We start from the raw sequence: 21,008 nt of genomic DNA on the forward strand, positions 1-21,008 counted from the left end.
GCTCACGGCGCCACCGCCCGGCCGATACCCGCACCGTCCAGCACCGCGTTGGCGAGCAGGAGGTCGAGTGGAGTAGTGATCTTGAAAGCGAGCGGATCGCCGGGGATGGTGGTGACCGTGGCGCCGAGCCGCTCGACCAGTCCCGCGTCATCGGTGGCTCGGCTGCCTTCGGTCGCGTAGGCGCTGCGCAGCAGTTCTGCCACGAAACCCTGCGGAGTCTGGATGGCACGCAGTCGAGCGCGATCAGGAGTGCCGGTCACCACCCCTGCCGCATCCACCGACTTCATGGTGTCGGCGACCGGGAGCCCGGGAACCACGGCGGACCGCCCCGCGCGCAGCTGCGCGGCGACGCGGGCGATCAGCTCGGGCGGGGTAAGGGCTCGGGCGGCATCGTGTACGAGGAAATAGCCCGCGTCCGGCGCCGCGGCGATACCCGCCCGCACCGAGTCGATCCGTTCGGCGCCACCGACGACCACGTGGACCGCATCCGAGGGCGGCAGCAGAGCGACGGCGCTGTCGACGAGCTCGGTGGGAACCATCACAATGATCCGGTCGACCACGCCGGAGGCGATCAGACCTTCGACAGCGAGCCGGACCATGGGTGTGCCGCCGACCGTGACGAACGCCTTGGGGGTCGCTTCACCCAGGCGCACGCCACGACCGGCGGCAGGCACCAAAGCAACGACGGGCCCGCTGCTGGAACGGGCACCGTTGTCAGTTGTGTCCACGATCAGGAAGCCGCAGCGAGGACCTCATCGAGCAGGGTCTCGGCCTTGCCGTCATCGGTGCCTTCGGCCAGCGCGAGTTCGCCGACCAGGATCTGGCGAGCCTTGGCGAGCATGCGCTTCTCACCTGCGGACAGGCCGCGATCCTGCTCCCGGCGCCACAGGTCGCGGACGACCTCGGCCACCTTGTTCACATCACCAGAGGCCAGCTTCTCCAAATTGGCCTTGTAGCGGCGAGACCAGTTGGTCGGCTCCTCCGTATGCGGCGCGCGCAGCACCTGGAAGACCCGATCGAGACCCTCTTGGCCGACGACATCGCGCACGCCGACGTATTCGGCGTTCGCCGCGGGAACCCGAACAGTCAGATCGCCTTGGGCGACCTTCAGGACCAGATACTCTTTTTGTTCACCCTTGATGGTGCGAGTCTCGATTGCTTCGATCAGCGCCGCTCCGTGGTGGGGGTAAACGACGGTGTCTCCGACCTTAAAAATCATGTGTCCCGTGCCCCTTTCGATGCTCACAGTTTAACATGCGACTCGATAACGGCGCGATCAACTGTGCAGGTCAGGGCCACAACGAGGCAACCGTGGGGCTTGACAGAAGCCGCGCGGTGTGCATTACGTTGTGCCAGAACGGGTTAGCTTCCGGCTCGGTCGCCCCGCTGTCCCACCGGCGACCTGGCACCTTCTCCGCAACCTCCGAGAACCTCGAGAACCTCCGAAAACCTCAGAGAACCTCCGAAGCTCGACCGAACTGTTACCCACCCGCGGGGTGTCGCACGTGCTGGACCGACATCGCCGCGTTCCGGAGCGGCTCGCGCGATGTCCGGGGCAAGTTAGCACAGCCCCGCGCCCGGGCCTCCGAAGGGAACTACTACGCTGCCTAGTTACTACGCTCCCGAACGGAGCAGAGCCCGGTCGACATGGAGGGACAACCCGTGACTGCCCTGAAAGCTGTGACCGCCCCCGAGCGGGCGCGACGTCGCATGGTGCCGGTTGCCGCATTTGCCGCCGCAGCGGCGATCGCGCTGTCCGGCTGCGGCGCGGGTCAGATCTCGCAGACCGCGGATCAGGTCGCCGCCGTGAACGGCAACCACGCCGACGTCGGCGCCATCTCGCTGCGCAACGTGCACATCGTCTACCCGGCCGAGGGCGCCGCGTACACCAACGCCAAGGGCGGCAAAGCGGTCATCGCCCTGTCCATCATCAACAACGGCGAGACCGTCACCGACGAGTTGGCCAGCATCACCAGCGACCTGGGCGCCGTCAAGATCACCCCGGCCGCCGGGAAGCCCAGCGTCCAGCTCGCCCCGCAGCAGACCGTCGTCGCCGGCGCCCAACCGGTCAAGCACGACACGCCGGCCACCGCCGCGCCGACGACCACTGCCCGCACGACCGCGCCGACCAGTACCGCGGCCGATTCGCACGGTGCCGGCGACCACGGCACCCAGGCCGCGGCCGACCCCGAGGCCAGCCCGATCCTCATCGAGATCACCGGCCTGACCAAGGACATCACCCCGGGCCTGACCTACAACGTCTCGTTCAACTTCAAGCAGAACGGCACCGTCCAGGTCCAGGTCCCCGTCGATGCCGGCCAACACACCGACCGGCACGAGTCCGACCAGTCCGGCCCAGCGAAAGCCGAACCCAAAGGCGGTCACTGAGTCGTAGTCGGGCCGGTGTCGCTGCTGCACGACCGCGGCCCGCGGCTACCGATCGCGGGTTGGCGGACGGCACACCGGCCGGCGTCGGAGCGAACTGATCCGGACACTGTCGGTGCTGGTGCGTAAGGTGCGCGTGTGGCAAAGACCAAGCCGACGTTCCGGTGTTCCGCTTGTTCGCATGAAGTCGCCAAATGGGTGGGCAAGTGTCCCGACTGCGCGGCTTGGGGCACCGTCGACGAGGTAGTCGTCAGTTCGGGTGCGGTCGGGGCGCCGAGGCGCAAAGCGATGCTGCCGAGTACCGCGGCCACGCCGATCTCGCAGATCGACGCCCAGGCGACCAAAGCCAGGCCGACCGGGGTCAGCGAGCTGGACCGGGTGCTCGGTGGCGGCGTGGTGCCGGGTTCGGTGGTGCTGCTGTCCGGCGAGCCGGGGGTGGGCAAGTCGACGCTGCTGCTCGAGGTCGCCCATCGATGGGCGACACAGCGCGACGAGAAATCGCTGTACGTCACGGCGGAGGAATCGGCGGGACAGGTCCGGCTGCGCGCCGATCGCACGGGCGCGGTCCATGAGCGGGTCTATCTGGCCGCGGAATCGGATCTGGCGATCGTGCTCGGCCACGTCGAGCAGGTGCGCCCGACGCTACTCGTGGTCGACTCCGTGCAGACGATGCTCGCACCGGACGCCGACGGCGTGATCGGCGGCGTCACCCAGGTGCGCGCGGTGACCGCCGCGCTGACCTCGCTGGCCAAGGCGAGCGGGATCGCGGTGCTGCTGGTCGGGCATGTCACCAAGGACGGCAACGTCGCCGGTCCGCGCACCCTCGAGCACCTGGTCGACGTGGTGTTGCAGTTCGAGGGCGACAAGAACTCCACGCTGCGGATGGTGCGCGGCATCAAGAACCGCTTCGGCAGCGCGGACGAGGTGGGTTGCTTCGAACTGCACGAGGACGGAATCGCCGGCGTCGACGATCCCTCCGGCTTGTTCCTGCATCACCGGACCGATTCGGTACCCGGCACCGCGGTGACCGTCGCGATGGACGGCAAACGCCCATTGGTCGGCGAGGTGCAGGGCCTGACGGTCAAGACCGAGATTCCCCAGCCGCGCCGCGCAGTGAGCGGATTGGACTACAACCGGGTCGCCATGGTGCTGGCCGTCCTGCAGAGCCGCGGCCGGGTATTCCTCGGCAAGAGCGACGTCTATGCCGCGACGGTCGGTGGCATGCGCCTGGTCGAGCCCGCGGCCGACCTGGCCGTCGCGCTGGCCATCGCCAGCGCCGAAGCCGATCGGCCGATCCCCCCGGGCTGGGTGCTCCTCGGCGAGGTCGGACTGGCGGGCGAGGTCCGCAAGGTGACCGGCGTGAGCCGCAGGCTGGCCGAAGCCGAGCGTCTCGGTTTCACCACCGCCCTGGTACCCCCCGGCCTGGCTCCGGTGAAAACCACCATGAAAATCCATGAGGTCACCGACCTCCGCTCCGCAATCCGCTTGGCGGGTCTGCGCAGACTGCGCGCCGCCCCCGAAGAAGCAGCCGGCTAGCCCGCCGATCGCCGCGCCTGCCCCATCCCCGGACGCGTTGTCCCCATCCCGCCCAATCGAACACAACTCGAACGATGTCGCACGGCTCCGCTCAAGCGATGTTGAACGGCTCCGCCGCGCTGCGCACCGAACCCAGTTGCGCCACAACGCTATACGCGCCCGGTGGCACCGGAAGGCGTTCGCCCGCACAGCTGGGCTGCGAGGTGGAACCCGACCAGGTCACCGTGAATGCCGCCTGCTCACCACGATTCATCGTGCGCACGTCGGGCTGGCCGTCCGGGTAGCAATCGGTGCTCGACCACAGCCGCCGCTGGCCGTCGAGCGTATGGACCGACACCTGCTGCAGTCCGGAGCCCATATCTCGGGTGCAGGCCACCGACGAGATGTTGGTGATGACGATACCGAACACCGGCTGCTCACCGGTCCGGTAGGTGGGCTGCTCGACGGTGACTTTGATCGCCAGCGACTGGTCCGGGCATGGACCCGCTGCGACGGCGCTGGTGGCGGGTGACGGCTTCGGCGCGCCGGAATCACCGCTGGCGGTCGGCTTGGCCGCGGTTGTGTCGGCCGGCCTGGCCAGGACCGAACTGGACCCGGCGGACCTGGTGTCGCCGGGCGAGTCACCGCCGCGCACGACCGCGAGCACGACCCAGATCACCAGCGCCAGCGCGACCACCAGGATGCCGATGGCGAATGCGCGTCGACGCCAGTAGATCTCCGGTGGCAGCGGTCCATTCGGTTCCAGCACGCCTCAACGGTAAGGGCACTGTCGCCGCACAGCGTCTCAGGGGGACGGCGTGTCGGCCGCCCGCACCCCCTCGGGTGCGGGTACATTCCGCCGCGACGCTGGGAAAAGCCCCGGTGTGGCGCGGCTTCAGACCACCTCGCCGATGTTGCCGACGACCCGGTGCAGTTGCACTTTGCCCTCGGCCAGCTTGTAGGTCACGCACGCGATCGCACACTCGCCGGTCGCAACGCGCTGCGAGATGATCATCGACCGCTGCATGAGCAGGCGGCTGGTCTCCACCACGTGCCTGGCCTCCATCTCGTCGACGGTGGACAGGCCTTCGCGCCGTCCGATCAGAATGGACGGCGTGACCCGCTCCACCAGACTGCGAATGAACCCGCCGGGGACCTCGCCGCCGTCGAGCGCGTCGATGGTCGCCTTCACGGCGCCGCAGCTGTCGTGCCCGAGCACGACGATGAGCGGCACGTTGAGCACCTGCACTCCGTACTCGATCGAGCCGAGGACCGAGCTGTCGACCACATGGCCCGCGGTGCGCACGACGAACATGTCGCCGAGGCCTTGGTCGAAGATCAGTTCGGCCGCGACCCTGGAGTCGCCGCAGCCGAACAGGATGGCGTGCGGGTACTGGCCGCTGACGAGCGCGGCACGGTCGGCAGCGCCCTGGCTAGGATGCAGCAGCGCACCGCTGACGAAGCGTTCGTTGCCTTCGCGCAGGGACTTCCAGGCACTGATCGGGTTGGAATCCGGCATAACAACCATTGTGCACAATGGTTGTGTTACCAGCGAGTTTGGGTTGGTTACAGGTGAGCAAATACCGCCGTGCGGCGGCAGGATGGGGATCGTGAGGCAAGTGCGGAACGGCGCACCGAATGGCATCGACGCGGACACTTTGCTGGGCTGGTATCGAGCGACCGCACGCGACCTGCCGTGGCGGCGGCCGGGCGTTACCGCGTGGCAGATCCTGATGAGCGAGATCATGCTGCAACAGACGCCGGTCGTGCGCGTCGAACCGATCTGGCGCGAGTGGGTGGCGCGCTGGCCGGTCCCGTCGGCAATGGCGGCGTCTTCGGCGGCCGAGGTGCTGCGGGCCTGGGGAAAGCTGGGTTACCCACGGCGGGCGCTGCGCCTGCACGAGTGCGCCAGAGTGCTCGCGGCCGAGCACGGCGACGAGGTCCCCACTGACGTGGATGTGCTGCTCGGCCTGCCCGGGATCGGCGCCTACACCGCGCGGGCCGTCGCGTGTTTCGCCTACGGCCAACGAGTCCCCGTGGTGGACACCAATGTCCGGCGCGTGGTTGCCCGGGCGGTGCACGGTCGCGCGGAAGCAGGCAACCCGTCCTCGCGCGACCTCGCCGAGACCGAAGCCCTGCTACCGCACGAGGTCGATCGCGCCGCCGTATTCTCCGCGGCGCTGATGGAACTCGGCGCGACCGTGTGTACCGCGCGCACTCCGGATTGCTCGCGCTGTCCGCTCCCGGTCTGTGCGTGGGTCAGCGCGGGACGACCGGTGACCGAGGTGGTCCGCCGCACCCAGAAGTACGAGGGCACCGACCGTCAAGCCCGCGGTCGTCTGCTGGACGTCCTGCGCCACGCCAGCGGCCCGGTCGAGCGGGTGCGCCTCGATCTCGCCTGGACCCGCGATCCGGGACAGCGAGACCGGGCGCTGGACTCACTGCTGGTGGACGGACTGATCGAACAAACCGCTGACGGCTTGTTCGCGCTCGCGGGCGAGGGCGGCGGTCACGATGCGGAATCCATCCCTGATCGGCGCTGTCGGACGTAACTTGTCCGCAGCCGAGCCGCAGCGAAGGCGCAGCTACGCCTAACCACCGAGCACGCGCCGCAGGAAGCGCTCGACCTCCGCCCGGTAACGCTGCGGCTGGTCGTCGTGCACAAGGTGCCCCGCGCCGGGTACCAGGACGTAATCGGCTTCCGGATGCGCGGCGGCCATCCGCCGCATCTGTCCCGGTGGCGTGATACTTCGCTCCCCCTCCAGCAGTAGGGCGGGCACCCGCACGGCGTGCCATTGTCGCCAGAAATCGCGCGTCCCCCATTCCTCGGAAATGTCACGAAACGTGGCGACCGAACCGTGCAGCCGGTATCCCTCCGGCCCGTACTGCAGCGAGTTCAAGAAGTACTGACCGGCCACCGGGCCGAAGAAGGAAAGCACGGCCTCGGCGTCGGGAAAAGGCTGCGGCCACGCCTCGATCATCGCAGCCCAGTGGGCGGCGGTGCGGCCGGTGAAATCCGGCGCGATGTCCTCGATCACCAGCGCCCGGACCCGTTCGGGATGGGTTGCGGCGAAGACCCAGCCGTGCAGTGCGCCCATCGAATGCCCGATCACTACGATCGGTTCGCTGATCGCGGCCGTGCCCGCGGCCAGGTCGTCGACGAATGCCTCGGTTGTCAGCTGGGCGGGCGCGGGTCTGCCATGTCCGGCGGCATCGAAGGTGTAGACGTGGCCGTGTTCGCGCAGCCAGTCCAATTGATCGCGCCAGGTGCGCGCGCTGCCCATCAGTCCGTGCAACAGCAGAATCGGCGCGCCTGCTCCGCCTTCGTCGTGCAACCCGTCGTCGTGCAACATCGGTTCGACAATACGAGCCGCTGAGCACTTTTTCGGCGGCAACCGCTAGCTTGGACTCATGGCTGTTGTGAAGATCAATGCGATCGAGGTTCCCGAGGGCGCGGGCCCCGAGTTGGAGAAGCGGTTCGCCCACCGTGCGCACGCGGTAGAGAACTCACCCGGCTTCCTCGGCTTCCAGCTGCTGCGCCCGGTCGCCGGGGACAGCCGCTATTTTGTTGTCACCCAGTGGGATTCGGAGGAATCCTTCGCCGCCTGGCGCGATGGACCCGCGCGCGAGGCGCACGCGGGCGAGCGCCAGAAGCCGGTCGCGACGGGTGCTTCCCTGCTGGAATTCGAAGTCGTGCTCGACGTCGCCGGGAAGCCCGCGAACTGAGCCCGATCGGGCGGCCGTTGAGCCCATGTGGTGACGCGGGCTGCCGCTGAACGTGCGCTGCCGGGCGAAGTTCGCGCCGGAGCGAGCGCGCGGCAGCCGCAGTCGGCCCGTCGCTGACGCCGCGGTCCTCGATGTCTTTCGCCGGGCAGGTCTGCCTGCCCGGCGACTCGCCCGACGCCGTGGTACGCCCTGCCGGTCGCTGTTGACGCCGGGGGGCATGAGGTGTCACAGTTCGAAGGACCAACGCGAGGGTGATGCGGTAATTCCGGTGCGAATCCGGAGCGGTCGCGCCACTGTATTCCATGCGCCGAGTCCGGTGCCGGAAAAGCCAGACACCGGCACCGTCGCGCCACCACCCGACGGGACGCGTATCCCAAGGAGGACTCGCATGGCCATCGCACATTCGCCCAGCCGGGCAACGGACCCCCTCGCGACCGTACTCGTCACGGTCGGTGTCGTTCTTCTCGCACTACTCACGCTCTACCTGGTCGGGTTCGACCAGGGCGTCATCTCGCGCAGCGGGATGTACCTGCATGAGCTGATGCACGACGGACGCCACCTGCTGGGGCTTCCGTGCCACTGATCGGTTCATTCGGAACACTGCTGCTTCGCGGCCTGCTGGCCGGCCTCATCGCCGGCTTGCTGGCCGCGACAGTCGGTTATTTCGTCGGCGAACCCAAGGTGGACGCCGCGATCGCCATCGAAGAATTGGGCTCCGCCGCCGAGCATCCACATGGCGAACACGCTGAGTCGCCGGGCGGTCATTCCCACGCAGACGCGGACGAACCACTGGTGAGCCGGACCGGCCAGAAATTCGGACAGTTCCTCGCGCTCGGACTGGCCGGGCTGGCGCTCGGCGCCATCTATGCCTCGGTCGCGCACGTAGCGCGGCGCTACACCACCCTGTCCGGCCCGCGGCTCGCATTGGCGTTGGGCGCGGCCGGATGGGCCGCCATCGTCGCGGTACCGTTCTTCAAATACCCGGCCAATCCGCCGGCGGTGGGCGACCCCGACACCATCGACAACCGCACTTTGCTGTGGCTGGCGGCGGTGCTGCTCGGCATCGTGGCCGTCGGTGCCGCGGTGGTCGTGTTCACCGCCTTGCGCGCACAGCTGTCCACGGTGCGGCTGATCGGCGGTGTCGCCGCGTTCGCCGTGGTGACAACGCTCGGCTACGTCCTATTGCCCGCCGTGAACGAGGTGGGCGCGGATTTCCCGGCCACCCTGCTGTGGGAGTTCCGGATGGCGTCACTGGCCGAAACCGCCACACTGTGGACCTGCCTGGCCCTGGGCTTCGCCGCGCTCACCGAATTCGCGACGCGTACCGATACCCCGGTACGGGTAAGGGCCGCTACCGCGGACTGATTCGCGTCCAGAAGCGCTGAGGCAGTGTCGGTTCTATGACCGGCACTGCTCTTTCTTCCTGGCCCGCCCCACCGCGGTTGTCCGCCTCCGCGCCACCCCGCGCTGTTCGCATCGCGTTCGTCGCGCTTGTCGTAGCGTTGCTGGCCGGCGTCGTCGAGGCGATCGCGCGAGCAGCGGTCGCATTCGACGCCGACCCGGCAGACCTGGCAGCCGGATTCGGCATCCGCATAGCGATTTACCTGGTCGTGCTGGCCGTCGCGATGCGCATGTTCCGCGGCGAACGTTGGGCGCGTCTGCTGATCACGGTGGGCGTCGGAGTGTTCGGTCTGCTCTCGCTGAGCATCGAACCGCTGGCCACGGCCATGTCTGCGAAGGAACTGCGCGACCTGGTCACGGACGTGACTCCCGCCTCCGTAACGCTCGGTGTCATCCGCGCCATCCACATAGCCGCTGTGCTCGTCGCGGTTCCCGCGCTCTACACCCGCGGTGCCCGCCGCTGGTTCGGCAAGCGTGGCTGCTTCGCGCACCCGCCTCGTTCCCCGCACACCGAGTATGCGGGGAGCAAAGCGGCCGAACGAACTACGCGAGAGCCGCGTCGAGGGTGATGTTGTCCACCCCCGCCAGCGCTTTGCTGACCGGGCAGCCCGCCTTGGCGGCCTCGGCGGCGGCCTGGAAGGCGTCGGCGTCGATGCCGGAGACGCGACCGCGGACGGTCAGCTTGATCCCGGTGATCCGAAAGCCGCCCGCCGGGTCGGGGCCGAGGGTCACGTCGGCGGTGACGTCCAGGCTTTCCGGCGTGCCACCGGCGTTGCCGATCTGCGCCGACAGCGCCATCGCATAGCAGGAGGAGTGTGCCGCCGCGATCAACTCCTCCGGGCTGGTGGTGCCGTCGGCCTCCTCGGCGGAACGCTTGGGGAACGATACGTCGTACTTGCCGACCCCCGAACTGGTCAGCTCGACCTGTCCCGCCCCCTCCTGCAGGGTGCCGGTCCAGGCGGTACGCGCGGTACGTGTGGGCATCACGGTCCTTTCGCCGATGATCGTTTGACGATTCAGCACGAACCTACCCTGGTCGCATCACGTAGGCTCACCAGTTCGCGGATCGCCGTGGTGTTCCGGGAGATTCGCCAGACCGCACGGTCCACGGGCCGCGCGTACCCGCCAGCGCTGTGGTCTCGCCCAAATCTGGGTCGCGGCCGCCGCGGCCGTAAATCCACCCGCACCAAGCAGTTCGGCGGACCACACCCGGGGTCGGCGATCCCGGCGAGCACCCAGACCGCCCAGTCCGCCGGCGAGCCCGGGGCCGCGGGGGATCGCGCCGAGCCCGCCAGTGTCCACATCCCCCAGAATCGCTATGCCGGTGCGGATTCCGATGCATTCCGGATGCCGATGTCGCGATTGCGGAAATACGTTCGCAGGCGGACGCGAAATCAGGGCCCAGCCGCATAGGCTACGTGCGTGCGGGTGGCAGTGATTTCGGATCGGAACTCGGTCGGATGGGACTGGGGGGTCGCGCTCGTCGTCGCCACGGTTCAAGTGATCGGGGGCACTGTCGCGAACATGCGGCAGACGGGGGTGCATCTCCTCGATGTGCTCGGTTACCTCCTGCTGCTCGCCGGGCCGGTCGCGCTGATCTGGCGGCGGGCGCAGCCCATGCCGGTGCTGTTCGTGGCGCTGGCCGCGTGTCTGGTGTTTTTTCTGCGCGGCTATGGGTACGGGCCGATTTTCGTCGCGCTGGTCGTCGCCTTTCTGACCGCCGCTAGCAGCGGATCTCGTTGGTGGACTTATCCGCTCGTCCCGCTCGGCTATCTCACCCTGGTCTGGCCGGTACCCGCGCTGCTGGGCCGACCCGCCGACCTGTGGCAGATATTCGCCCTGTTGGCTTGGCCGGCTGTGCTGCTGTCGGTGGCCGAAGGGATCCGGCAGCGCAAGGCCGTGCTCGTCGCGCACCGACAACGTGCCGAGGTCGCGTGCCGGGAAGCGGAAGCACAGCGTGAGCGGCAAGCCGGCGAGGAGCGCCTGGCTATCGCCCGCGAACTGCACACCAGTCTGTCGATGATCAACGCGCAGTCCTCGGTGGCGCTGGAATTACTCGACGAGCGGCCGGAGCAGGCGCGGACCGCGTTGGCCGCGATCAAGTCCGCCAGTCGCAACGCACTCGCCGAGGTGCATGCGCTGCTGCACACGATGCGCTCCGCAACAATGCCGGCGCCCGGGGACCAATTGGCGGCTGACGACGCTGCGCACCCGGACCATGGGTCCAGCCGCCGCACGCTCGGCTCGTACAACGGCCGCAGTTCGGCTGCTGCCGAGCCCGCTTCGAGCGGCAGTTCCACGCGGACCGCACCGAAGGCCGATTCCGCCGGCGCACGATCCGCCTCGCGCGCACCCGAGCCGAGCATCGGCGACCTGGACGACCTGCTGCAACGCCCGCGCGCGACCGGATTGACGATCGAGACCCGAGCGCTCGGCACACCGCAGCAACTGCCCAGCGTCATCGATGCGGCGGCAGTGCGGATCATCCAGGAGTCGTTGACCAATGTGCTGCGGCACGCGCCGGGCGCCGGCGCCACGGTGACCGTGCGGTACGCGACGGGCTCAGTGGACATCACCGTCGACAACACCCGACCGACCAGCGCACCGTCGCGTTCCGGCAGCAGCGGCGGCAACGGCATCATCGGCATGCGCGAGCGGGCCCACGCACTCGGCGGCGCGCTCACGGCTGGCCCCCGCCCCAGTGGCGGCTTCCGGGTCGCGGCAAGGCTACCGACGCGAACCCCTGATCCGGGGAAGACCGAACCCACCGCGGCAGCACCAGCACCGACCGCAACCACACCGCCCGGCACGACCGCGTCGAGCACTACGGACGCGCACGCCCCGGCATCGACCACGCCTGATCAGACAACTGCTGGACCTACATCGGCGGCACCCCAGGGAAGACCAACAGGCCCCCAGCAGCCCTGAGCAACCCGGCGGCGAGAACCACTCGAATACCACGCCTGATCGAACAGCCGCGGGCCTACACCAGCGGCACCCCAGGGAAAACCGACAGACACCACAGCGGACCCGAACAACCCCGCGTCGAGCAACCACTCGAACACGACCCGACCGAGTCGTCCGCAGGACGGGCCCGTAGAGCGGCCGAGTACCACCGACCCCGACGAGCCCCGTCGACAGGCGCGACATCCGAACCCGACGCACCCGTCAGCGCTAGCCAACCGCATCGAGCACCGCTGCCACGAACACGCCCACGTCCCTCGCTGGTGCTGTCGCATAGGTGATCGCTTGGTCGAACCCGCGGAACCGTGCGAACACGAAGAGGGCCCGTACCCCGTTTGCCGGTGGTACGGGCCCGCTGTTCGGGACTTACTCGCCGGAGGCGGCCTCTGTGGAACCTTCGGCCGCACCGGTCAGCACGACTTCGGGCTTCTCCTCCGAGGCAGCCTTGGTGAGCTTCGCCTTACCTGTGAAGGTGAACTTGGCGTCCTCGCCGGAGCCCTCGCCGTCCCAGCCCTCGACGTCGACCGAGATGGTCTGGCCGGGGCCGATCTCGCCGAAGAGGATCTTCTCCGACAGCTGGTCCTCGATCTCGCGCTGAATGGTGCGGCGCAGCGGCCGGGCACCGAGGACCGGATCGAAGCCACGCTTGGCCAGCAAGTTCTTCGCGGTCTGGGTGAGCTCGATCGCCATGTCCTTGTTCTTCAACTGCGTGGCGACGCGCCCGATCATCAGGTCCACCATCTCGACGATCTGCTCGGTGGTGAGCTGATGGAAGACGATCACGTCATCGATGCGGTTGAGGAACTCCGGCCGGAAATGCTTCTTCAGCTCGTCGTTGACCTTGAGCTTCATCCGCTCGTAGTTCGAGCCCTCGGCATTGCTCTGGGTGAAGCCGAGTCCGACGGCCTTCGAGATATCCGAGGTGCCGAGGTTCGAGGTGAAGATCAGCACCGTGTTCTTGAAGTCCACGGTCCGGCCTTGGCCGTCGGTGAGGCGGCCGTCCTCCAGAACCTGCAACAGGGTGTTGTAGATCTCCTGGTGGGCCTTCTCGATCTCGTCGAACAGCACGACCGAGAACGGCTTGCGGCGCACCTTCTCGGTGAGTTGGCCGCCCTCCTCGTAGCCGACGTAGCCCGGAGGGGCACCGAACAGCCGCGAGGCGGTGAAGCGGTCGTGGAACTCACCCATGTCGATCTGGATGAGCGCGTCGTCGTCACCGAACAGGAAGTTCGCCAGCGCCTTGGACAGCTCGGTCTTACCGACACCGGACGGACCGGCGAAGATGAACGAGCCGGACGGCCGCTTCGGGTCCTTCAGACCGGCGCGGGTGCGGCGAATCGCCTTGGAGACGGCCTTGACCGCGTCCTCCTGGCCGATGATCCGCTTGTGCAGCTCGTCCTCCATGCGGAGCAGACGGGTGGTCTCCTCCTCGGTGAGCTTGAACACCGGGATACCGGTCCAGTTCGCCAGCACCTCAGCGATCTGCTCGTCGTCGACCTCGGCCACGACGTCCAGATCACCCGAACGCCACTGCTTTTCGCGCTCGGCCCGCTTGGCGACGAGCTGCTTCTCCTTGTCGCGCAGCCGCGCGGCCTTCTCGAAGTCCTGCGCGTCGATCGCGGACTCCTTCTCCCGGCGCGCCTCGGCGATCTTGTCGTCGAACTCACGCAGGTCCGGCGGAGCGGTCATGCGACGGATGCGCATCCGTGCGCCCGCCTCGTCGATCAGGTCGATCGCCTTGTCCGGCAGGAACCGGTCGTTGATGTAGCGGTCGGCCAGCGTCGCGGCGGCCACCAGAGCGCCATCGGTGATGGAGACCCGGTGGTGCGCCTCGTAGCGATCGCGCAAACCCTTGAGGATGTTGATGGTGTGTTCCACCGTCGGCTCGCCGACCTGCACCGGCTGGAACCGGCGCTCCAGGGCGGCGTCCTTCTCGATGTACTTGCGGTACTCGTCGAGGGTGGTCGCGCCGATGGTCTGTAGCTCGCCGCGGGCCAGCTTCGGCTTCAGAATCGAGGCGGCGTCGATGGCGCCCTCGGCTGCGCCCGCACCGACCAGCGTGTGCAGCTCGTCGATGAACAGGATGATGTCGCCGCGGGTGTTGATCTCCTTGAGCACCTTCTTCAGGCGCTCTTCGAAATCACCGCGGTAACGGCTGCCCGCGACCAGGGAGCCCAGGTCCAGGGTGTAGAGCTGCTTGTCCTTCAGCGTCTCGGGCACCTCGCCGTTGACGATGGCCTGCGCGAGCCCCTCGACCACCGCGGTCTTGCCGACACCCGGCTCGCCGATCAGCACCGGGTTGTTCTTGGTCCGGCGGCTGAGTACCTGCATGACGCGCTCGATCTCCTTCGAGCGGCCGATGACCGGGTCGAGTTTGCCCTCGAGCGCGGCCTGGGTCAGGTTGCGGCCGAACTGGTCGAGCACCAGCGAGGTGGACGGGGTGCCCGCCTCACCGCGCGACCCGGACTCGACCGGCTCCTTGCCTTGGTACCCGGACAGCAGCTGGATGACCTGCTGACGCACGCGGTTGAGATCGGCGCCCAGCTTCACCAGCACCTGCGCCGCCACGCCCTCACCCTCGCGGATGAGGCCGAGCAGGATGTGCTCGGTGCCGATGTAGTTGTGACCGAGCTGCAGCGCCTCGCGAAGACTCAGCTCCAGCACCTTCTTGGCGCGCGGGGTGAACGGGATGTGCCCGGACGGGGCCTGCTGGCCCTGGCCGATGATCTCCTCCACCTGGCTGCGTACGCCTTCCAGCGAAATACCGAGCGACTCCAGCGACTTGGCCGCGACGCCCTCACCCTCATGGATCAGCCCCAGCAGGATGTGCTCGGTGCCGATGTAGTTGTGGTTGAGCATCCGGGCCTCTTCCTGGGCCAGGACAACGACACGCCTCGCGCGGTCGGTGAACCTCTCGAACATCGCTCCCTCACTCTCCTGCTCCGACATTCTGGCAACAGACGCCGCAGTGTGCTGTGTATATCCGTGGGCGTCAGCCTGCCATGAAGCCCGGGGGTTGCGGCCCCCGCCTCCACTCTAGTTGGCGGGGGATGCCGCCGTCGCCAGTCCACCTTATTGCCGACCTGCGACAGCGCGGTCATTCATTCATAACGTGGGCTTCGCGGGATTCGTTTCCAGCCAGGTTTTGCCCTCAGCGAACAGGCGCCCGACGAGGCGAATCTCCGGCCCGCGCGGATGACCCCGGCTACCTACCCGGTGTACTGAGCGGCGAAACCGCAGGGCACCGGCCGGGGATGCGCGGGATCGAGCGCGTTGAGCACGTAGGTCGCGGCCCTCGGACTGCCCGCTATGCCCGTATGCCCAGAGTAGTCCGTCGCGCATCCGTCCTGAACCACGATGTTCGTCGCGCGAGGGCCCGCGACCAGCCCCGCGGTGTAGGGCACGACCAGCTCATCCAGCATGGTCGCGATATTCGTATAAGCGACATCGGGGTGATAGACGCCGTCCTGGTTGAGCGCGCGCATGAAGTCCGATCCTTGCAGGACCTGGCGGCATGCTTGGCACGGCGATCCGGCTACCGCGTCGAACAGCGGGCCCAGACCGAGCCGGGTGCCGAAATCGTTCAGTTCCGCCATGCCGCCGGCGTTCGAGCCGAGCCAGGGCGGGGCCAGCGCGACCAGTTTGTCCACCTTCGCCGCGCCACCGAGCCGCTTGACGAAGTAGTTGCCGATCAAGTTGCCCTGAGAGTGGCCGATGAGGTCGACTCGGGCCGCGCCGGTCGCGCCGAGCACACGGTCGACGAACGTGGCCAGCTGTGCCGAGCTCTGCTCGATCGGGAGCATGCCTCCGATGGCCGACAACGGCCAGGGCAGGTCATAGTTGCCGTAGGTGGCCGCGTACACGCAATAGCCCTCGTTGGCCAGCAGCGGCGCGTACACGCCCCAATTCGTCTGCGCGCCACCACCCGTACCGTGCACGAGAACCACCGGATCCGGGTGCTCGGGGCTGGGCCGGCAGGACCAGTTGTTGGTGCCGGGCAGCGAACCGCCCGGATTCGCCAGCTCGGCGGGGACGCCGGCGAAGAAGTTGAAGTCGACGGGATACCGCTCCTGCGCGTGCGCCGAGCCCGCCGCGGCGACGGCGCACACCACTACCAGCCCAACGACGAGCAGAGAAAAGCCCGAGACACGTCGCACGATAGCCTCCAGGTATCGATAGCCTCCAGGTATCGACTGCGTTAGGGGAAGCTACCGTACGAAGTGCCCCAGGCGGGGGAGATTCCCGCGGATCGCCGGAGAAACTCTGGCTGACCGAAGGTCGGCGCTCCGGGCTGGTTCAGCGTCGGGTACCGGCCCGCAACCACCCGAGCCGACGTTCCCGCAGCGGCGGACGGCTTCCCCTACTGGGCGCCCGTGGCGAACAGCGTGCCGCACAGCGCCAGGACGGCCGGCCTGCGGAGCACGCCGCGCACGATGTTCCACCGGACCCACGCGGATTCGAAATCGGAACGCACAGCGACGAGGTCAGTGATCGAGATCACAGATCGCGATCGGAAATGAGGCCACTCTGCATGGCCAGTCCGGCCAGCCGCACGCGCTTCTGGTTCTGCGGCAGGTCCTCCACGCCGAACTTGGCGAACAGCGCGCGAAGATGGGTCTTGATCGCGTCGACGCTGAGGAACAACTCCTCCGCGATCTGCTGATTGGAAGCCGGGGTGGCGAATCCGGTGCCGTGCTTGTAGGGGCGGCACAGCGCGATCAGCACCGAGCGCTGCGTCTGGGTGAGCGAACGCGCGGTGGGAACCGACCCGGTCGAGGTGCGGGTGATGTCGTCGGGCGCACCGCCGAAATCGTGAAAGGAAACCCGCGAGGTCCCGACTCGGATGACGTCGCCGGCCATCAGCCTGCGTCGGCCGACGAGCCGGTCGCCGTTGACGAAAGTGCCGTTGCGGGAAAGCCCGTCGTCGACGATGGTCCAGTGCGCGCCCAGATACTCGACCGCCGCGTGCAGCCGGGAGACCTCCGCGTCCCAGCTCAGGGACAGATCGGCATGCGGGGAACGACCGATGGTGACACGGCCGCGGTCCGACGTGAGCGTGAACTCCTGTTGTCGACCGGCGTCATCGGTGAACCGCAAGAATGATCCGACGAATCCCGTCACTGCGCCGATACCTCGCCTTTCCATACCGCCAGTGACCGTCGCACGTTTCCATCGTGCCGCGTTCGTGAACTATGAGCAAGATCGATTCGTTCGCCGACGTGGGCCACCGTGTCATCCGGTCCGCCGCTATATCGAAGCCACTATCACAAACAAGACCGCCGCCCCTGCGTCGCACGATTCGCCGGGACGGCGGTCGAAATAGAACTATCCCTTCGCGGCCTTGTTGTACGCGTCGGTGATGTCGGCGGAGATACGGCCCCGCGCGGACACCTTGTGACCATTCCGGCGCGCCCACTCGCGAATTGCAGCGCTTTGTTCCCGGTCGATGGAGACCCGACTCTTGGGCGTACCCGCCGCCGCGGCGGCGGCCTTGACCCGGCGCCGACCGCTGACCCGGCGCGCATTCGAAACCCACTCTTCCAAACCGTCGCGCAGCTTCGCCGCATTTGCCGACGACAGATCGATCTCGTACGACACACCGTCAATCGCAAACTCGATGGTCTCGTCTGCGATGGACTCACCGTCGACATCGTCGATCAGGCTAACGGTGACCTTCTTTGCCATGAGATGAACGTCCTCTCGAAATCGTGCGACCCGCATACTAGGCCGATTACCCGAGGCAAGAATACCTTGAATTCCGGAAATTCCAAGACGGGGCCACTGCTTTGCAATCAGGGTGGTCACCTGGTGACCGGACGCACAATTGGGAACAGTATCGTTTCTCGGATTCCCAATCCCGTCAGCGCCATCAACAACCGATCGATTCCCATACCTGTTCCGGTGGTCGGCGGCATGCCGTGCTCCATCGCGGCGAGGAAGTCCTCGTCGAGTGCCATCGCCTCGTCGTCACCCTGCGCGGCCAGCCGAGCCTGGTCGACGAACCGCTCGCGTTGGATCACCGGGTCGACCAACTCCGAATAGCCAGTGGCCAACTCGAAGCCGCGCACATAGAGATCCCACTTCTCCGTGACACCTGCCCGGCTCCGGTGCTGCCTGGTCAGCGGGGAGGTCTCGACCGGGAAGTCGCGCACGAAAGTCGGTGCGTACAGCTTGTCGCCATACTGATGTTCCCATAGTTCCTCGACGAGTTTCCCGTGCCCGTAGCCCTTGCCCTCCGGAATTTCCAGACCGACCCGATCCGCGAGCGCGCGCAATTCGGAGACGGACGTTTCCGGCGTGACCGAGACACCCAGTGCATCCGACAACGACGGGTACATCTCGACCGTCGCCCACTCGCCGCGCAGATCGTATTCGGTGCCGTCGGCCAGGGTCACCACCTGGGTGCCGAACACCTCTTGGGCGACTTCCTGGACCAATTCCCGGGTCATCCGCGCCGAGTCGTCATAGGTCCCGTATGCCTGGTATGTCTCCAGCATCGCGAACTCGGGAGAATGCGTGGAGTCCGCACCTTCGTTCCGGAAGTTCCGATTGATCTCGAAGACCTGCTCCAGGCCACCGACAACGCACCTTTTCAGGAACAACTCGGGCGCGATGCGCAGGTAGAGGTCCATATCGAGGGCATTCGAGCGGGTGACGAACGGCCGCGCCGCCGCGCCGCCGTGCAGCGTCTGCAGCATCGGCGTCTCGACCTCGAGGAATCCCCTGCGCTCCAGGGCGTTGCGCAGCGCGCGCACCACCGCGATGCGGGTACGCGCCATTTCCCTGGCTTCAGGACGCACGATCAAGTCGACATAACGCTGCCGGACCCGGGACTCCTCGTTCAGCTCCTTGTGCGCCACCGGCAGCGGGCGCAGCGACTTGGCCGCCATGAACCAGGAATCGGCCATGACACTCAGTTCACCTGTCCGGGAGGCGATGACCTCCCCCTGGACAAAGACGAAGTCACCGAGGTCCACGTCGGCCTTCCAGGCGGCCAGCGAGTCCGCGCCCACGGCATTGAGGCTGATCATTGCCTGCAACTTGGTGCCGTCACCCTCCTGCAGCGTCGCGAAACACAACTTGCCGGTATTTCGCAGGAAAATGACGCGTCCGGCGACACCGACCTGCTGACCGGTGGCCGTGTCGGCAACCAGGTCGGGATATGCGGCCCGAATTTCGGCGAGGGTATGCGTACGCGGCACGACGACCGGATAGGCCTCGCCACCGGCCGCGAGCAGTCGCTCCCGCTTCTCCCGGCGAATCCGCATCTGTTCCGGTGCGCCGTCGGCGTCGGGTGCCACGGCAGACCGCTGATCCGATGTCGATGCGCTGGAGGATGCAGAGTTCGGGGTGCTCACATCGAACAACCCTAGCGTGCACCGGAAATCGTTTTGCGGGCTGCCCAGGCTCTCGCCATTAGTAACGAGAAGGTATCGGCCCGGCGAACTAGTCGAGATGCTCCACGAAGCACGCACCGAACTCGAAAATGCCGGGCGGGCACCGTGCGGTGTACGGAAACATCTGTGCACCCGGCTAATTCGAGTTGGAAGTGATCGCGGCGAATTTACAACGAGGCGAGCGAGTCGAGCTCACGCGTGAAGTGCGGCGCCCGCGCGGCGACGTTCAGCAGCCCCGCCGCCTTCAGTGCCTGGTATCCGCCGACCAGGTCGGTTGCCCGCCGCAGCCCGAGTTGTTGCAGCGCGGCGGCGGCCAGGCTGGAGGTATAGCCCTCAGAGCAGACGACGATCCACTCCACCTCGTGGTCGGCGGCCAAGGCCAGGCGGGCAGAACTGGCCGGATCCAGCCGCCATTCCAGGACATTGCGCTCGATCACCAAAGCGCCCGGCAACGTGCCCTCGTGCCCGCGCTGCGCCTGCGGCCGGATATCCACCAGAATGGCGCCCCGTTCGATCGCTTCCGGCAATTCGAAGGCGTAGATCCGGTTCAGCTGGGCCCGCGCGTTCTCGAGCATCTGATCGACGGTCAAACGGGTCATTACATATCACCTTCGGGCTGGTCGGTGAGAACGGTTCGGGTGCGCCGGAGGGTGCCGTGGCCGGTCACCTCGTAATACGACATGGCGGTAAGCGGCGGGGAATAGGCATGGACGCTCAGCGTCGGATCGAGCGGGCCCGCGGATTCGGCGACACCCGGCACGGCGGCGGGCGCGCGCATGACGTCGTGCACCCAACCGATCGGGAACGATGCCTGATCACCCGCCGTGAGCGTGCGGCAGCGCAATTCCGTTCCATTCCAACGGTATTCGGAAAGCGCGCCACTGAGCACGGTCAGCGCGCCGAGCGATCCGGCGTGGTCGTGCAATTCGGTCGACTTGTCCGGCGTCCAACTGATCAGCCAGACGTCGACCTCGTCGTCGGCGAGCAATCTGGTCGCCCAGCGCTCGTCGGTGGGCCAGCGGCCGTCCGCGGGCAGCAGATGGTCATAACGCCCGGCCAGGACGTCTTCGGCACCTTCGTCGGTCAGCCGCAGCAGATCGGCCGGGCGGAGCCGAGTCGGCAGCGCGGGCGCCACCGAACGATCCAGCGGCGGGGTGGCCGACAACGCGGTACGCGCGGACGAAAGGGCGAGTACAGAAGAACGCATGAGCGAATCTCCAGGAAGATGGTATCGGTCGAGGACGGGTAGTCAGCCTCGATCGGTCGAGGCAGGTCAGCCTCGACAACACTCCTGGGTGCTCACGCGGTAATACACGGCGGCCAGTCTAGCAGCGGGCTTCGGTTGTGCAAATATCCCGCGAGCCGACGCAGGCCATAGTGAGCGACGTCACCTGGGGAATACTCTGCTCCAACCTTCGCGGAGGGTGCCGCGTAAGTGCGGCGCCACCACAGCCCTCAGCGCGGAGGTCGAGAAGCTGTTCACGACCGATCCTTTCGCGAAACAGGTATCACCACTTGGCGCATCGTCGAATTCGCGGCAGCCAAAGCCGCCCCACACCGGCGGGCCACCGCCGGTAGCCCGCCTGAGCTGCCGCCCGCGACACTCGCCGCACTCGCGGA

22 protein-coding genes and 1 riboswitch are annotated in these 21,008 nt (G+C 67.3%); of the genes, 8 read left to right on the forward strand and 14 right to left on the reverse strand.

The genetic code is table 11. The annotated features are described in order from the left end of the window. Window positions 1-2 precede the first annotated feature (2 nt). Window positions 3-728 carry a 2-C-methyl-D-erythritol 4-phosphate cytidylyltransferase gene (gene ispD / locus ACT86A_RS19655; RefSeq protein WP_445093622.1) on the reverse strand — a complete coding sequence of 242 codons (726 nt, stop codon included), beginning with the start codon at window positions 726-728 and terminating at the stop codon, window positions 3-5. A 2-nt stretch (window positions 729-730) separates the two neighbouring features. After that, on the reverse strand, window positions 731-1,219 hold the full coding sequence (gene carD, locus ACT86A_RS19660; RefSeq protein ID WP_043718617.1) for an RNA polymerase-binding transcription factor CarD: 489 nt from the start codon (window positions 1,217-1,219) through the stop codon (window positions 731-733). 443 nt (window positions 1,220-1,662) lie between these two features. On the opposite strand from carD, the gene ACT86A_RS19665 reads away from it, so the two are divergent. Beyond that, window positions 1,663-2,388 carry a copper chaperone PCu(A)C domain-containing protein gene (locus ACT86A_RS19665; protein WP_445093623.1) on the forward strand — a complete coding sequence of 242 codons (726 nt, stop codon included), beginning with the start codon at window positions 1,663-1,665 and terminating at the stop codon, window positions 2,386-2,388. Window positions 2,389-2,523: 135 nt separating this feature from the next. Further along, a complete protein-coding gene (gene radA, locus ACT86A_RS19670; RefSeq protein ID WP_445093624.1) occupies window positions 2,524-3,921 on the forward strand; it encodes a DNA repair protein RadA in 1,398 nt (465 codons plus the stop codon). A gap of 91 nt (window positions 3,922-4,012) precedes the next feature. On the opposite strand, the gene ACT86A_RS19675 is transcribed toward radA, so the two are convergent. Next, a complete protein-coding gene (locus ACT86A_RS19675) occupies window positions 4,013-4,669 on the reverse strand; it encodes a hypothetical protein (protein ID WP_445093625.1) in 657 nt (218 codons plus the stop codon). Window positions 4,670-4,795: 126 nt separating this feature from the next. Continuing rightward, a complete protein-coding gene (locus ACT86A_RS19680) occupies window positions 4,796-5,419 on the reverse strand; it encodes a carbonic anhydrase (protein ID WP_445093626.1) in 624 nt (207 codons plus the stop codon). Window positions 5,420-5,510: 91 nt separating this feature from the next. Between ACT86A_RS19680 and ACT86A_RS19685 the strand changes: the two genes are divergently transcribed. After that, window positions 5,511-6,452 carry an HhH-GPD family protein gene (locus ACT86A_RS19685; protein WP_445093627.1) on the forward strand — a complete coding sequence of 314 codons (942 nt, stop codon included), beginning with the start codon at window positions 5,511-5,513 and terminating at the stop codon, window positions 6,450-6,452. Between the two features lie 39 nt (window positions 6,453-6,491). On the opposite strand, the gene ACT86A_RS19690 is transcribed toward ACT86A_RS19685, so the two are convergent. Then, on the reverse strand, window positions 6,492-7,253 hold the full coding sequence (locus tag ACT86A_RS19690; RefSeq protein WP_445093628.1) for an alpha/beta fold hydrolase: 762 nt from the start codon (window positions 7,251-7,253) through the stop codon (window positions 6,492-6,494). Between the two features lie 58 nt (window positions 7,254-7,311). Between ACT86A_RS19690 and mhuD the strand changes: the two genes are divergently transcribed. The 4 genes from mhuD to ACT86A_RS19710 all read left to right on the forward strand — a co-directional run bounded on the left by mhuD (window position 7,312) and on the right by ACT86A_RS19710 (window position 9,596). Next, the gene (gene mhuD, locus ACT86A_RS19695) at window positions 7,312-7,626 is read left to right on the forward strand and encodes a mycobilin-forming heme oxygenase MhuD (RefSeq protein WP_445093629.1); all 315 of its coding nucleotides are present in this window, start codon (window positions 7,312-7,314) and stop codon (window positions 7,624-7,626) included. Window positions 7,627-7,829: 203 nt separating this feature from the next. After that, window positions 7,830-7,984: riboswitch (cobalamin riboswitch) on the forward strand. A 30-nt stretch (window positions 7,985-8,014) separates the two neighbouring features. Next, window positions 8,015-8,209, forward strand: a complete 195-nt coding sequence (locus tag ACT86A_RS19700) for a CbtB domain-containing protein (RefSeq protein ID WP_445093630.1) — start codon at window positions 8,015-8,017, stop codon at window positions 8,207-8,209. After that, a complete protein-coding gene (locus tag ACT86A_RS19705) occupies window positions 8,200-8,991 on the forward strand; it encodes a CbtA family protein (RefSeq protein ID WP_445093631.1) in 792 nt (263 codons plus the stop codon). The genes ACT86A_RS19700 and ACT86A_RS19705 overlap by 10 nt, the downstream gene beginning before the upstream one ends. Window positions 8,992-9,026: 35 nt before the next feature. Then, a complete protein-coding gene (locus ACT86A_RS19710; protein ID WP_445093632.1) occupies window positions 9,027-9,596 on the forward strand; it encodes a hypothetical protein in 570 nt (189 codons plus the stop codon). Here the strand turns inward: ACT86A_RS19710 and ACT86A_RS19715 are convergent. After that, window positions 9,571-10,011 carry an OsmC family peroxiredoxin gene (locus ACT86A_RS19715; RefSeq protein WP_445093681.1) on the reverse strand — a complete coding sequence of 147 codons (441 nt, stop codon included), beginning with the start codon at window positions 10,009-10,011 and terminating at the stop codon, window positions 9,571-9,573. The genes ACT86A_RS19710 and ACT86A_RS19715 overlap by 26 nt on opposite strands. Before the next feature lie 438 nt (window positions 10,012-10,449). Between ACT86A_RS19715 and ACT86A_RS19720 the strand changes: the two genes are divergently transcribed. Then, window positions 10,450-11,955 (forward strand): sensor histidine kinase, encoded by a 1,506-nt coding sequence (locus ACT86A_RS19720; protein WP_445093633.1) that lies wholly within the window; start codon window positions 10,450-10,452, stop codon window positions 11,953-11,955. A gap of 402 nt (window positions 11,956-12,357) precedes the next feature. On the opposite strand, the gene ACT86A_RS19725 is transcribed toward ACT86A_RS19720, so the two are convergent. The 8 genes from ACT86A_RS19725 to ACT86A_RS19760 form a co-directional block, all read right to left on the reverse strand. After that, on the reverse strand, window positions 12,358-14,913 hold the full coding sequence (locus ACT86A_RS19725) for an ATP-dependent Clp protease ATP-binding subunit (protein ID WP_445093634.1): 2,556 nt from the start codon (window positions 14,911-14,913) through the stop codon (window positions 12,358-12,360). Between the two features lie 287 nt (window positions 14,914-15,200). After that, window positions 15,201-16,148, reverse strand: coding sequence for an esterase/lipase family protein (locus ACT86A_RS19730; RefSeq protein ID WP_445093635.1), 948 nt, complete (start codon window positions 16,146-16,148; stop codon window positions 15,201-15,203). A gap of 203 nt (window positions 16,149-16,351) precedes the next feature. Next, window positions 16,352-16,492, reverse strand: coding sequence for an anthrone oxygenase family protein (locus tag ACT86A_RS19735; protein ID WP_445093636.1), 141 nt, complete (start codon window positions 16,490-16,492; stop codon window positions 16,352-16,354). Further along, window positions 16,489-17,136 carry an FHA domain-containing protein gene (locus ACT86A_RS19740; RefSeq protein ID WP_445093637.1) on the reverse strand — a complete coding sequence of 216 codons (648 nt, stop codon included), beginning with the start codon at window positions 17,134-17,136 and terminating at the stop codon, window positions 16,489-16,491. Before ACT86A_RS19740 ends, ACT86A_RS19735 begins: the two co-directional genes overlap by 4 nt. A gap of 180 nt (window positions 17,137-17,316) precedes the next feature. Then, window positions 17,317-17,676 carry a histone-like nucleoid-structuring protein Lsr2 gene (locus tag ACT86A_RS19745; protein WP_040864538.1) on the reverse strand — a complete coding sequence of 120 codons (360 nt, stop codon included), beginning with the start codon at window positions 17,674-17,676 and terminating at the stop codon, window positions 17,317-17,319. Window positions 17,677-17,792: 116 nt separating this feature from the next. Then, window positions 17,793-19,259 (reverse strand): lysine--tRNA ligase, encoded by a 1,467-nt coding sequence (gene lysS / locus ACT86A_RS19750; protein ID WP_445093682.1) that lies wholly within the window; start codon window positions 19,257-19,259, stop codon window positions 17,793-17,795. A gap of 296 nt (window positions 19,260-19,555) precedes the next feature. Continuing rightward, window positions 19,556-19,978, reverse strand: coding sequence for a rhodanese-like domain-containing protein (locus ACT86A_RS19755; RefSeq protein WP_445093683.1), 423 nt, complete (start codon window positions 19,976-19,978; stop codon window positions 19,556-19,558). Between the two features lie 8 nt (window positions 19,979-19,986). Beyond that, window positions 19,987-20,595, reverse strand: coding sequence for a cupin domain-containing protein (locus tag ACT86A_RS19760; protein ID WP_445093638.1), 609 nt, complete (start codon window positions 20,593-20,595; stop codon window positions 19,987-19,989). Window positions 20,596-21,008 lie beyond the last annotated feature (413 nt).

The sequence above is a fragment of the Nocardia glycosmidis genome, from assembly GCF_052545115.1.

Bases quoted from the DNA above. Each gene is read 5' to 3' on its own strand.
- carD (WP_043718617.1), bottom strand. From the start codon at position 1,219: ATGATTTTTAAGGTCGGAGACACCGTCGTTTACCCCCACCACGGAGCG.
- ACT86A_RS19680 (WP_445093626.1), bottom strand. From the start codon at position 5,419: ATGCCGGATTCCAACCCGATCAGTGCCTGGAAGTCCCTGCGCGAAGGC.
- ACT86A_RS19690 (WP_445093628.1), bottom strand. From the start codon at position 7,253: ATGTTGCACGACGACGGGTTGCACGACGAAGGCGGAGCAGGCGCGCCG.
- mhuD (WP_445093629.1), top strand. From the start codon at position 7,312: ATGGCTGTTGTGAAGATCAATGCGATCGAGGTTCCCGAGGGCGCGGGC.
- ACT86A_RS19700 (WP_445093630.1), top strand. From the start codon at position 8,015: ATGGCCATCGCACATTCGCCCAGCCGGGCAACGGACCCCCTCGCGACC.
- ACT86A_RS19710 (WP_445093632.1), top strand. From the start codon at position 9,027: ATGACCGGCACTGCTCTTTCTTCCTGGCCCGCCCCACCGCGGTTGTCC.
- ACT86A_RS19715 (WP_445093681.1), bottom strand. From the start codon at position 10,011: ATGCCCACACGTACCGCGCGTACCGCCTGGACCGGCACCCTGCAGGAG.
- ACT86A_RS19725 (WP_445093634.1), bottom strand. From the start codon at position 14,913: ATGTTCGAGAGGTTCACCGACCGCGCGAGGCGTGTCGTTGTCCTGGCC.
- ACT86A_RS19740 (WP_445093637.1), bottom strand. From the start codon at position 17,136: ATGGAAAGGCGAGGTATCGGCGCAGTGACGGGATTCGTCGGATCATTC.
- ACT86A_RS19745 (WP_040864538.1), bottom strand. From the start codon at position 17,676: ATGGCAAAGAAGGTCACCGTTAGCCTGATCGACGATGTCGACGGTGAG.
- lysS (WP_445093682.1), bottom strand. From the start codon at position 19,259: ATGCGGATTCGCCGGGAGAAGCGGGAGCGACTGCTCGCGGCCGGTGGC.
- ACT86A_RS19760 (WP_445093638.1), bottom strand. From the start codon at position 20,595: ATGCGTTCTTCTGTACTCGCCCTTTCGTCCGCGCGTACCGCGTTGTCG.